The sequence below is a fragment of the Parapedobacter sp. genome (assembly GCF_035556095.1).
GTDB lineage: Bacteria > Bacteroidota > Bacteroidia > Sphingobacteriales > Sphingobacteriaceae > Parapedobacter.
Genome location: NZ_DATMFT010000005.1, coordinates 1 through 12,598, shown reverse-complemented (window position 1 = coordinate 12,598; position 12,598 = coordinate 1). Strand labels below are relative to the sequence as shown.

Annotated in this window: 10 protein-coding genes; 2 read left to right on the top strand and 8 right to left on the bottom strand. The window is 53.1% G+C overall.

Going from position 1 to position 12,598, the window contains the following annotated elements:
• Positions 1 to 2: 2 nt before the first annotated feature.
• Genes VNQ80_RS02085 through VNQ80_RS02065 form a run of 5 tightly spaced genes read right to left on the bottom strand, consistent with a single transcriptional unit; the run spans position 3 to position 4,943 of the window.
• Positions 3 to 458: a MarR family winged helix-turn-helix transcriptional regulator gene (locus VNQ80_RS02085; protein ID WP_325635791.1), complete on the bottom strand. Its 456-nt coding sequence runs from the start codon at positions 456 to 458 to the stop codon at positions 3 to 5.
• Entirely contained in the window at positions 455 to 1,219 is a 765-nt protein-coding gene (locus tag VNQ80_RS02080) for a menaquinone biosynthesis protein (protein ID WP_325635790.1), read from the bottom strand. Before VNQ80_RS02080 ends, VNQ80_RS02085 begins: the two co-directional genes overlap by 4 nt.
• 7 nt (positions 1,220 to 1,226) lie before the next feature.
• On the bottom strand, positions 1,227 to 1,847 hold the full coding sequence (locus VNQ80_RS02075; RefSeq protein ID WP_325635789.1) for a histidine phosphatase family protein: 621 nt from the start codon (positions 1,845 to 1,847) through the stop codon (positions 1,227 to 1,229).
• A 10-nt stretch (positions 1,848 to 1,857) separates the two neighbouring features.
• Positions 1,858 to 3,066, bottom strand: a complete 1,209-nt coding sequence (mqnE, locus tag VNQ80_RS02070) for an aminofutalosine synthase MqnE (protein WP_325635788.1) — start codon at positions 3,064 to 3,066, stop codon at positions 1,858 to 1,860.
• 59 nt (positions 3,067 to 3,125) lie between these two features.
• On the bottom strand, positions 3,126 to 4,943 hold the full coding sequence (locus VNQ80_RS02065) for an ABC transporter ATP-binding protein (protein ID WP_325635787.1): 1,818 nt from the start codon (positions 4,941 to 4,943) through the stop codon (positions 3,126 to 3,128).
• A gap of 108 nt (positions 4,944 to 5,051) precedes the next feature.
• Between VNQ80_RS02065 and VNQ80_RS02060 the strand changes: the two genes are divergently transcribed.
• Together VNQ80_RS02060 and VNQ80_RS02055 are read left to right on the top strand one after the other, a co-directional pair.
• On the top strand, positions 5,052 to 6,233 hold the full coding sequence (locus VNQ80_RS02060) for a pyridoxal phosphate-dependent aminotransferase (RefSeq protein ID WP_325635786.1): 1,182 nt from the start codon (positions 5,052 to 5,054) through the stop codon (positions 6,231 to 6,233).
• An 18-nt stretch (positions 6,234 to 6,251) separates the two neighbouring features.
• Positions 6,252 to 7,091, top strand: coding sequence for a prephenate dehydrogenase (locus VNQ80_RS02055; RefSeq protein WP_325635785.1), 840 nt, complete (start codon positions 6,252 to 6,254; stop codon positions 7,089 to 7,091).
• Positions 7,092 to 7,143: 52 nt separating this feature from the next.
• On the opposite strand, the gene VNQ80_RS02050 is transcribed toward VNQ80_RS02055, so the two are convergent.
• The 3 genes from VNQ80_RS02050 to VNQ80_RS02040 form a co-directional block, all read right to left on the bottom strand.
• The gene (locus VNQ80_RS02050) at positions 7,144 to 9,093 is read right to left on the bottom strand and encodes an OmpA family protein (protein ID WP_325635784.1); all 1,950 of its coding nucleotides are present in this window, start codon (positions 9,091 to 9,093) and stop codon (positions 7,144 to 7,146) included.
• Between the two features lie 28 nt (positions 9,094 to 9,121).
• Positions 9,122 to 10,129 carry a type IX secretion system membrane protein PorP/SprF gene (locus tag VNQ80_RS02045; protein WP_325635783.1) on the bottom strand — a complete coding sequence of 336 codons (1,008 nt, stop codon included), beginning with the start codon at positions 10,127 to 10,129 and terminating at the stop codon, positions 9,122 to 9,124.
• 24 nt (positions 10,130 to 10,153) lie between these two features.
• The coding region (locus VNQ80_RS02040; RefSeq protein ID WP_325635782.1) for a DUF7507 domain-containing protein at positions 10,154 to 12,598 on the bottom strand (2,445 nt) is incomplete at its 5' end.

Below are 12,598 nucleotides of genomic sequence, written 5' to 3'. Positions count from 1 at the left end.
TGTCACTCGTGTCCTCGTAATTTATCAAGGAGGTTATTGAGGGTTTGGCATTCTGCTTCCGTTATATTTTCTTGGAGAACATCCATCATCAGCATCCGTTCATCCAGGTCCTCCAGTGTATCCAATCCCTTCGTGGTGATTGTGATGTCGACGGCGCGACGGTCTGAGGCACATCGGCTTTTAGCGACCAACCCCTTGGACACCAGTCGGTCGACGATGCGCGAGACATCTGGAGTCTTATCCAACATGCGCTCTTTGAGCAGGTAATTGGTGGCCGGTGCCGGATACTGCCCACGTAAAATACGGAGTATATTGAATTGTTGGAGCGTAATCTTGCTCGTACTGGCACGTTTTTCCAATATATCGGTTACCCAATTACTAGTGAACACGATGTTGATCGTCGCCTTATGCCGCTCACTGTGGAATTTGCGCGTTTGAATTTCGTCTTCGATCTTCATCCGGGTAAATCTTTCTTGGTGGGCGACTCATCGGAAACGAGCTCCAACGACTCCTTCAATTTCAGAAAGGTTGTCACTGCTGCCTTTTTTTCATCGGTATACAGATAGTCGATATTCTCCATTAAATATTGCCGATAATCGAAATCGATCCGGGCGGGCAATTCGCCAATCAGTACCTCTCGTTGACTTAGTCCGTAAGCCAGGGCGTCATTGAATGCTTGGATAAATGACGGGGTAAGCGGTTTATTGGCTACCCATACCGCAAAGGTAAACGGCAACCCTGTGAATTCCCGCCAATGCCACGACAAATCGTACACATAAGGATGGGCATGTTGTTTTCCGAAAGTGCGGTCGCCTATCTCCACATACGCATCGGCTTCCCCTTCTACCGTGATGACCGTCTCGTTCTTCCAATAATGGCGCAACAGGATTCGCGCCAACGTGTTAGATGTTCTCGATTGGCTATCCAAACGGAGCGATTCGATCGATTCTATCGGTTTTTCGCTATAAATAAAAACGGAATTTACTGCTCCGTTTGCACCCAGGCAATAATTGGAAACGATCTGCGCATGGGGGATATCGGGTAGCGCAGCAACGGGCACAATACCCAAATCTGCGTAGCCGTTGATCAACTTATGTGCACACGCACTTGGAACATCCAGACTCAATGAAATCTCATCGATCAACGGAGAGTGTTGGAGCCCATACAAAAATGGCAGTGTGTTCGTATAGGATACGGCAGAAATATTCACTTTTTCCATAATCATCTTATTCGGCCAACAGGCCCGCCAAATGTTCAATATTATAGGCGTCTACAATCGAAAATGCCCTGCCGTTGTAATGCACTTTGTACAACGCTGTGTTGGTATGGGGAAAGTCATCCATCGCAGCGATGTTGCGATCAATGAGCAAACAAAGGAATACGCGCATAGCCCGCCCGTGCATGCATATTAATACGGTTTTTTCATCTCGGCGGGACAGGATACGGGCAAGTGCCTCGCGTTGCCGGGTTACCAATTGATTGGGCGTTTCACCTCCTTCCACTGAACGGTCCAACTCGCCCATTCGCCAACGTTCGGTCAAATCCGCAAAGCCTTCCATGATCTCAGGAGTTTGTTCCTTCCCTTCATAAATGCCCCATCCGATCTCATCGAGCCCAGCCAATTGTTCCGTCGGTAAACCGGTGAACGGCGCGACGGTCTGATGGGTACGCAATAAGGTCGATGTATATATTTTATCGAAATCTACGTTGCGATAGCGGGCGTAAAATGCTTCAGCTTGCTTTTTACCGGTCTCGTTCAACGGCGAGTCGATCCCCCTACCCTGAACGATCCCTTTCAAATTAAGGTCCGTTTGGCCGTGGCGAATAATGTAAAGTGTTTTTTCCAAAAATATATTGCTATTTATCGTTCAATACAGGTAATTGATAATACCGTGCTTGTTTGTCAGGTGCGTCGTCGTTAAAGACCACCTCGTTGTAATCCGTAATGACATTATAGAGTGTATCCCGTTCGATGGGATGCTTACCCACTTGTTTGATTAACTCGACCAGCTCCCGCGTCGTCATTGCTGGATGCTGTTCCTCCGCGCCCGCCATAGAATAGATTTTGGTGGTGTCATCTAACGTACCGTCGATATCGTCCACCCCAAAGCTTAGGGACAATTGGGCGGTCTCTCTACTTATCATCGCCCAATACGCTTTAATATGTGGAAAATTGTCTAAATAAATACGGCTGATGGCGTAATTGCGGAGGTCTTCCACCACCGTCGATTCCGGCACATGGGCCATCTGATTGTCCTTGTTCCGGAATTTCAAAGGAATGAAGGTTTGAAAGCCGTTAGTTCGGTCTTGCAACTGCCGCAACCGTTCCATGTGGTCTACCCGGTGCCAAAACGCCTCGATATGACCATACAACATGGTTGCGTTCGAATGCATGCCCAGTTTATGCCACTCTTCGTGTATTTGCAGCCATTGTTCGGCATTGCATTTATCCTTCGCGATCTGGTCTCTTATCTCCGGATGGAAAATCTCGGCCCCGCCCCCTGGCATCGACTCCAAGCCGGCCTCCTTCATCATGGCCATGCCCGTTGCATAATCGACCTTGGCCTTTTTGAAAATATAGTGGTATTCTACTGGGGTAAGCGCTTTCACATGGAGGTTGGGGCGATGTTTTTTTATTGCCGTAAACAGGTCCATGTAAAATGCCATGTTATATTGCGGCAACACTCCCCCTACGATGTGGACTTCCGTAACCGGCTCATTGTCGTATGATTTCACGACGTCCAGCATTTCTTCCATCGTGGCCTCCCAGCCATCTGCCCGTTCTTTGATTAACCGCGAATACGAGCAGAATTTACAATCATAAACACAAAGGTTGGTGGGTTCGATGTGGAAGTTCCGGTTAAAATAGGTGATATCGCCGTGGCGACGTTCGCGTATGGCGTTTGCCAACACCCCCAAATAGCCCAATTCACCGCGCTCATAAAGCAACACGCCTTCCGCTTGATCGATCCGCTTACCATCACGCACCTTGGCGGCAATGGCTTTCAAATCATCGTCCAGGTGTTTGTCTTCAAGAAGAAATGTGAGCTTTTTCTCGGCGTCCATACCTTGATATCTTTGAGAGCAAATTTAGCTAATTTTGCTCTTATATGCAATGGCAGCGCCTATTCTCCAAACTGCTGCATTTCTATCAATCTTTTGTAAAGGCCGTTGTTGGCCAGCAATTGCTGGTGGTTTCCTTCTTCCACGATGTGGCCGGCTTCCAGCACAATAATCTTATCCGCATTTTGAATGGTGCTCAGCCGGTGGGCAATGACCAACGTGGTACGGTTCTGCATCAGTTTGGCCAGGGCTTCTTGGACCAGCTTCTCCGATTCGGTATCCAATGCAGAGGTCGCCTCGTCGAGCAGTAAGATTGGTGGGTTCTTCAAGACTGCACGAGCAATGCAAATTCGCTGGCGTTGGCCACCCGACAACCGCACGCCACGGTCGCCAATGGATGTCTCATATCCATGTTCCGTTTCCAGGATGAATTGATGCGCATTGGCGATCTTCGCTGCAGCGACCACATCTTCCTTGGTTACGTCGGCCGAGGAAAAGGCGATGTTGTTAAATATGGTATCATTGAACAAAAAGGAATCCTGATTGACCAATCCAATCAATGATCTTAAATCATTTGTTATCAGATTTTTCACGTTCAAACCATCAATCAGCACTTCACCATTATCCACGTCCATGAAACGGGGGATCAGGTCCATCAATGTGGATTTCCCACCACCCGATGGACCGACCAGCGCAACGGTCTGTCCCTTGGGGATTTCGAGGTTGATACCTTTAAGCACCTCGCGCTCCCCATAGGAAAAACATACGTCGCGCAACTGGATACTTCCGTTGAATTTTTTTATGGATTGTGCGTCTGGCTTTTCGGAAAGTAAATTCTCTTGATCTATTAAATCCAACACACGCTCCCCGGCTGCTATTCCCGAATTGATGTTACTGAATGCATCCGTAAGGGCTTTGGCCGGGCGCATCACCTGCGAAAAAATAGCGATATAGGTGATAAAGGCTTCGGCAGGCAGCTCACCAGATCCCGTCAGGACAAGGTTACCGCCATAAAGCAACACAATGGCGACCATGGTTACCCCCAATAGTTCCGAAACCGGTGAGCCCAGCTGTTGCCTCCGGACCATCCGCCGACTTATTTTCGAAAACCGAATATTCTCGTTATTGAAGCGGTCTTTGATAAATTGCGTTGCATTGAACGCTTTAATGATTTTCACGCCGGATAGCGCCTCGTCGAGGTAGCTTATCATGTTGCCGTAGACCTGCTGTGCCTGGGTGGCCTGCGCTTTGAGCCGCTTGACGATACGCGAAATGATAAAGGCAGAAAGTGGAATAACCAGTACCGAAAATAAGGTTAGTTTGGCAGAAATCAAAAATAGCGCAATGATATAAAATAGGAGCGTAAGCGGTTCTTTGAACACCACCTGTAAAGTAGCTGTTACAGAAAACTGTACTACTTGCACGTCTGAAGCAATCTTGGAAATGATATCCCCTTTACGTTGACTGTTAAAATAGCCGACATGCAAATCCATCACGTTATCGAACACGGTTCTTCTTAAATTGAGCAACGTGTGGATACGCAGGTTTTCCATGATCCGCTGCGACAGATAGCGAAACAGGTTCGCTAGGAATACTGATCCGATAATGACGACACATACCCGTTGCAAGGCGCCATAGGGTCCGTAAACAGCAATAGCCTCCGTTGCATAATACTTGAAATAAGCTACGATATCAAACCAACTATCAGGCTGGGCAACATCACCTCCCTCATTTCCGTTAAACAATGTATGTAACAGCGGGATGATAAGCGCTAAATTCAGCGTAGCGAAGAGCACGCTCAACAACGTCGTGGCCGCATAGGGAATGGCAAATTTCCCAAGGGGTTTGGCATATGATAGTAATCGGAAGTATGTCTTCATTAAGAATTGAACAAGGTGCAAAGCTACCAAAAAAGAAAGGGTAGCCGAAAAATACGAATCCAATAATGTGAATGGTTTTACTTAATTTAGTCGCCTAAACGTAAAAAAATGCAGATACAGGTTGCCCAACGGCTTCAACATACCGAAGAATACTATTTTTCAAGAAAACTACGTGAAATTGAAGCATTAAATCAGACGGGTGAAAAAGTAATCAATTTGGGCATCGGCAGTCCCGACTTGCCACCCCATCCGGCGGTTGTAGAGACCCTTTGCACGTATGCTACACAACCGGACACCCATGCTTACCAAAATTACAAAGGCATATTGCCGCTCCGGCAGGCTATTGCCGACTGGTATAGCAATTGGTACGGCGTCTCCTTGGATCCCAATGCCCACGTGCTCCCCTTAATCGGTTCGAAAGAGGGTATTGTGCATGTGTGCATGACCTACCTACAGGAAGGCGATGAAGCACTATTTCCCAATCCGGGGTATCCGGCTTATGCGGCTGCGGTCCGCCTGAGCGGCGCCACCGGCGTACCGTACACGTTGGAGGAAAAGCAGGGATGGTTGCCTAATCTGGGTGAGCTGGCGAAACGTGATCTTAGTAGGGTGAAAATAATGTGGTTGAATTATCCCCATATGCCAACAGGGGCGCCTGCAACGGCGGCATTTTTCGACGAAGTAGTTGCCTTTGCGAAGGAGCACCATATCCTGCTATGCCATGACAATCCGTACAGCTTCATCCTGAATGAACATCCGCAAAGCCTGCTCGCTACCGAGGGTGCGATGGATGTAGCCATCGAACTCAATTCGTTGAGCAAGTCGTCTAACATGGCCGGCTGGCGCGTAGGCATGCTGGTGGGTGCCGAGGCCCGTATCCAAGAGATTATCCGGTTTAAGAGTAACATGGATTCGGGGATGTTCCTTCCCGTACAAATGGCAGCAGCCAAAGCGCTATCGCTCGGACGTGATTGGTACGACGAGCTAAACACCAACTACCGAAACAGGCGGGAAAAGGTATACCGTCTTTTGGACGCACTGGAATGTACGTATAGCCGTCAGCAGGTCGGGTTGTTTGTATGGGCAAAAATCCCCGTTTCCCATTCCGATGGATACGCGTTGAGTGATGTGATTTTACAGCAGTCGCGGGTCTTCATCACCCCTGGCGGTATTTTTGGGGATGGCGGAAACAACTACATTCGAGTGAGCCTGTGTGCCACGCCTGAAGCACTGGACGAAGCGTACGACCGTATAATACGTGCGCAGGTAAAAGCGGTTAATCATCTATAAACGAAGCACAAAATAACAATGAATATAGCCATTGTTGGCGTAGGGCTCATCGGAGGATCCATCGCCATCACCCTGAAAGAAAAAAAAATTGCCACACGCGTGATCGGTGTCGACAAAAGCGAGGCCAATCTTAAAAAAGCCCTCCAATTGGGACTGATTGACGAAGGGATGACGCTGGACGATGCCGTAAAAGCGTGTGAAGTGATCGTGCTTACCGTTCCGGTAGATGCTATCCTTAAGTTGCTTCCCGGTTTGCTCGATCAAGTGACCAACCAAGTGGTTATTGATATGGGGTCTACCAAAGAACGCATACTCCAAGCCATTGCAGACCACCCGAAGCGTGGTCGTGTCGTAGCGGCACACCCCATGACTGGCACCGAATACTCCGGACCGGAAGCGGCCATCCCCAACCTATTTGCTGGCAAGGTAATGGCATACGTGGATGTTATGAACAGCGACGAGGATGCCTTCGATACCACCGAAATGATCGTGGACCAGCTGGATATGCAGGCAACCTTCATGAACGCACACGAACACGATGTTCACACAGCCTATGTATCACACATTTCACATATTACCTCGTTTGCCTTGGCGCTCACGGTGCTGGAAAAGGAAAAAGCACAGGGGCGAATTTTCGAGTTGGCCGGGTCGGGCTTCGAATCCACGGTGCGATTAGCCAAGAGCTCTCCCGATATGTGGACACCCATTGTAATGCAGAACCGCGACAACGTATTGGAGGTATTGCAAGAGCACATCAAGCAACTACAGCATATATACGACGTCATTCGCGACGAAGACTACGAGGCTTTCCACAAGCTGATTAAAAAATCGAATAAAATCCGACGCATTCTAAAATAAAAAGGGCAGCCGATAAAGCTGCCCCTATGGATTTCAGGTTGATTGAACTCCTTTAATATGCCAGCACGGTAACCTCGGTCCTTCGGTTGGCCTGATGCTCGTCACGCGAGCACGGTACCCCGTCGGCACACCGGTTGACCAGTTTGGTCTCCCCGTAGCCCTTGGCCACCATCCGGTCACGCGCGATGCCCCTTGACACGAGGTAATCCACCGCCGATTGCGCACGCCGCTGCGACAGGGACTCGTTGTAGGCGTGGCTGCCACGGCTGTCCGTATGGCTCGAAAGCTCGATCCTCAGTGTCGGGTTGTCGCGGAGCGTACGAACCAGTTCGTCAAGTATCGCCGCCGCGTCCGCACGGATGTTGTGCTTGTCGAAATCGTAGTAGATGTTCTCCAGCTCGAACGTCTGCCCCACCCGGAAGACCGGTTCCAGAAGCAACGCAACCTCCAGCGTGTCGGACCGCGTGATGCCATGCGTGCTTACCCGGGCCGAATCGGCATGGTAACCTTCTTTCTGGCCCAATACTGTGTAAGCTTGGTTGCGGTCAAGCACGAACTCGAACGTGCCCGCCCCGCTGCTGCTCTTCCTGGCAACGATCTCGCGCTGGCCGTCGTATAACGTGACAGCGGCCGCCGGCAACCGTTCTCCCGTCGCCTTGTCCGAGGTGGTCCCTTTCAGGATGATGATGATCTTCGGCTTCTCGTAGGAAAACGAATAGATGTCATCACCGCCCATGCCGCCGCGGCGGTCCGACGACAGGAATCCCCGGTAACCGCTCCCGTCTTCCTCGTAAACCAGGTAGCCAAAGTCATCGGCAGCGCTGTTCACCGGATAACGCAGGTTCTCCGGCGTGCCCCACCGGTCTTTGCTGCCCCTGGATTTGAACACGTCCAGCCCGCCCATGCCGGCCAGCCCATCCGTGGAATAATAAAGCGTCCCGTCGGGCGCGATGCCGGGGAACAGCTCATCCCCTGCGGTATTTATCGCAGGCCCGGCATTCACCGGGCTGCCCCATGAACCGTCCGCCTGCCGCTCGCTGTACCAGATATCCGTGCCGCCCTGCCCCCCGGGCATGTCGCTCACGAAATACAGCACGCTTTCATCGGGCGACAGCGCCGCATGCCCCACCGAATAGGCCTTCACATCGTTGTAAGCGAAGGGTTCGGCCACCCAGGCCCCATCCTCCTGCCGGTAGATGTACAGTTCCAGCGTGTGGGTCCGGTAGCGCTTCCCCGCTTCTTTCCGCGATGCCACGTCCCTGCCCGTGTGCGTACGCGTGACGTACAGCGTGCTGCCGTCTTTCCCGGCCGCCAACGGCCCGGCGTGGTATTTCGCATCATCGATCCCCGCGGATGCCAGCGTGGGCCCGCCAAGTGTCCCGGCCGCCGACAGCGGCGCGGTGTATACCCGCAGGAAGGCCTTGCCCGTCCAGCCGTACGTATTCGCCGGGGATGCGCTTGCCGGCTCGCCCGCATAGTACACCCCGCCACCCGACGGGAAAACCGAAAACTCGGAGTTGGCCGTGTTCACCGCCGTTTCGTTGCGAAGCCGGTGCAGGGTCGGCGAGGCCATCCAGCGCAGCGCCGAATCGCAGCCCGCGATCTGGGCCGCCACGGTGGAATCGCTGCCGGTCTTTCCGGCGTAGGCCTCTAGCTGGCGCTTCGCCTCGGCGTACTTCCCGTTCACCTTGAGCACCTGACCGTACATGAGCAGGCTACCGGCAGGTGCCCCTTCGTGCCGGACCACCCGCGCATACCAGTTCTCGGCAGACTCGTAATCGTTCATCCGCCAGTAGCTCTCCGCTAGCCGCTCCAGGTCCTGCAGGCGGGGCCTGCGCGTATCCACCAGCTTGGTGTACAGCTTGGCGGCATTCGCGTATTCATAACGCCTGTACAGCTCCTCGGCACGCTCGCGAAGGCCCGGCTGTTCCTGTGGAAAGGCGGCCCCGCCCATGCACGACAGCACCGCGATCAGAAAAAATTGTTGTAACCCGTATCTCATAGTATTAGTCTGTTATCTGATGTCCCCCCTAAAAAAACCGTGGGCTCAGCAACCGCTGCTCCCTGCGGCCGAAGGTGATCCCCAGCGTGATCTCGTGCGAACCGTTCTGAACGCTGCTCAGCCGGCTCACGATGTGGTCGTACGAGTAGCCCACACGGAGCGCTTCCGTAACATAGATCTGCGTGACCGCAGAAAACGAGTTGCGGCCGCTCAGGCTGTTGCCGCTAACCCGGCTGTACTCCCGCCTGAACACCGTCACCCCCGTGCGCCAGCCCGCACCCAGCCAGAAACGACGGCCGAAAATGAACATCGCGTTCACGTCAACGCTCGTCGGGCCCCTGAAATCCTCCTTCACCAGCAGGCTCGGACGGAAGTCCAGCCCAGTGCCCAGGCCGAACAGCGCACCCCCGATGAAGTACAGGTGCCGCCTGCGCCGGATGTTGTCCGTGGTCGTGTTGTCCCACCGGAAGATGTTGTTGCTCTGGTCGCCCGAAAGCAGGTCCATCACCGACACCCCTGCGTACCACCCCGGGTTGTAGTAGTACACCCCGAAGCGCACATCCGGAACCCAGTTGCTGATCCTGCCCGCAGGGATCACCTGGTCTCCCCCCTCGATAGGGTCCAGCACCGCTCCGTCAAGGCTGTACTGCGTCACACCCGCGCCGATGCCGAAGCTCAGCCGCTGCGTGTCCTCCTCGTTCAGCCGGAGCCGGAAGGCGTAGTTGGCATAGGCCGAGGTGGCCGACTGCGGACCGAGTTTGTCGGCGATCACCTGCAGCCCCAGCCCGTGCCGCCTGTTCACCGGGTCGGCAACGCCGTCGATGGACAGCAGACCCGTCTGCGGTGCGCCATCAAGACCGACCCACTGGCTGCGCAGCCCCAGCTGACCGAACCACTCTTCCTTGTAACCCGTGTATCCCGGGTTAACACTCATCGAATTGAATATGTACTGCGTGAACTGGATGTTCTGCTGGGCCCGGCTTTCAGATACCGCCAGACCGATCACGAATACCGCTAATGTTATAATGCGCTTCATAGCCATTGTTTCGTTGCTTTTACCTTACTGCTTTTTTATAAGTACCCAACCTGCGTACCGTTCTTGGCGGCTACCATCATGAGTAATAATCACATAATAATAGGTGCCTTCGTTCAATCCCTGGCCACCCCAATCGTTCTTGTAGTTATTGTGGCGATACACCTCATTGCCCCACCGGTTCACCACGGTGATCTCCACGCGGTCGAAGCTTTCAAGACCGACGATTTCAAAAACGTCGTTCTTGCCATCCCCGTTGGGGGTAAACACATTCGGGATCTTGAATGGCCGGGATTCGACGGTCACGAGGATTGTAGCGATGTTAGACACCAGTCCGTTCTCGTCTGTCACTTCGTAACGGACAGTACTGGTACCCGTAAACCCGTCGGCCGGTTCAAACGTCACCACGCCCTGCGCGTTTACAGTGTACCGGCCTTCACCCGGAACCGTAACCGCAGTTGCACCATTTCCAGACCCATCGATGAGCCTAACCGTTGAGGGGACAATCGGGCTACTGCCAGGCTGGTCATTTGCCAGTGCCGTAATCGTTACTGATTGGCCATATGGTGTGGTCGCCTGATCGTCATTAGCTGTCGGAGCAATTTCCGCAGCAACACCTTCCACCGTCACCGTGATGGTAGCGACATTGGATTCCAGTCCGTTTTCATCCTTCACCGTATAGGTAACAGTGCTGATGCCCACGTACGCTGCATCGGGCGTAAAGGTCACTGTGCCATCAGCACCTACGGTATAAGTACCTTCCCCTTCGATGGTTACGGTGGTCACGGCTTCGCCGCTATCGGGTTCAACCAGCCGTACGGTACCACCCACAATCGGTTTACTTCCCGCCTCATCGTTACCTACCACATTTATGGTGACCGGACTGCCCTGGTTGGTGCTCACGGCGTCGTCGTTGGCCACTGGACCAAATACGCCGGGCACTTTGACCTCGGTTTCATCGCCAGGTGTTCCACCGTCGGGATCTTTGGCAATTACTTTTGCAACGTTAACTACCGTACCTTCATCCACATCGGCTTCCGTAATGGTATACTTGAGTTCGAACGACTGGTCAGTTTTCGGTGCCAATGTGGTGATTTCTTCTTTCCATTCCGGGAACAGCACGTCGGTAACCAACACGTCGGAGAGTGTCACGTTACCTGTGTTGGTCACCGTAATCGTATACGTGATAACATCACCGACATTGCTGAATGATTGGCGGTCGGCCACTTTTGTGATATTGATACCTACATCCTTACCTACGGGCACTTCCACCTCGTCCTCGTCCTCCGGATCATCGGGATCATTACCCCTAGCGCTGGCCACGTTCACCACACCGCCGTTGTCGATGTCAGTTTGGGTAACCGTATACTCCAGCTCGAAGCTGCGCGTGGCAGTTGGTGCCAGCTTATCGATGCTTGCATTCCAATCCCGGAAAAGTATATCGGTAACCGTATAGTTCTCCAGCGTCACGTTGCCCGTGTTGGTCACCGTGATCGTGTAGGTAATCACTTCGCCCACCGTGCTGACCGTTGCCTTGTCGGCTTTCTTGCTGACCTCGATGCCTGGTTGCTTGTCGCTCGGCACTTCCACCTCGTCCTCGTCCTCCGGATCATCGGGATCATTACCCCTAGCGCTGGCCACGTTCACCACACCGCCGTTGTCGATGTCGGTTTGGGTAACCGTATACTCCAGCTCGAAGCTGCGCGTGTCAGTTGGTGCCAGCTTATCGATGCTTGCATTCCAATCCGGGAAAAGTATGTCGGTGACCGTGTAGTTCTCCAGCGTCACGTTACCCGTGTTGGTCACCGTGATCGTGTAGGTAATCACTTCGCCCACCGTGCTGACCGTTGCCTTGTCGGCTTTCTTGCTGACCTCGATGCCTGGTTGCTTGTCGCTCGGCACTTCCACCTCGTCCTCGTCCTCCGGATCACCTGGATTCTCGCCCGTAGCGCTGGCCACGTTCACCACACCGCCGTTGTCGATGTCGGTTTGGGTAACCGTATACTCCAGCTCGAAGCTGCGCGTGTCAGTTGGTGCCAGCTTATCGATGCTTGCATTCCAATCCGGGAACAGTATGTCGGTGACCGTGTAGTTCTCCAGCGTCACGTTGCCCGTGTTGGTCACCGTGATCGTGTAGGTAATCACTTCGCCCGCCGTGCTGACCGTTTCCTTGTCGGCTTTCTTGCTAATTTCTATGTCTGCGTCCTGCGGAAGTTCCGTCTCGGTTTCCGTGTCGTTGTCGACGGAAGTACCGGAGATATCACGCACAGGACCCACAGGGCTCGTGCCCGTGGCAATGGCCGTGTTCGTTACCACACCGGCCTCGATGTCGGGCGCGGTGATGCTGTATGTGGCCGTGGCTGTGCCCGTGGCACCCGGTGCCAGCGTGGATGGCGTGACCGCAAGGTCAACAATGCCCAGCTTGCCGTCATTGATCACAAGATCCCGGACAGTAACGTTGCCCGTGTTGGT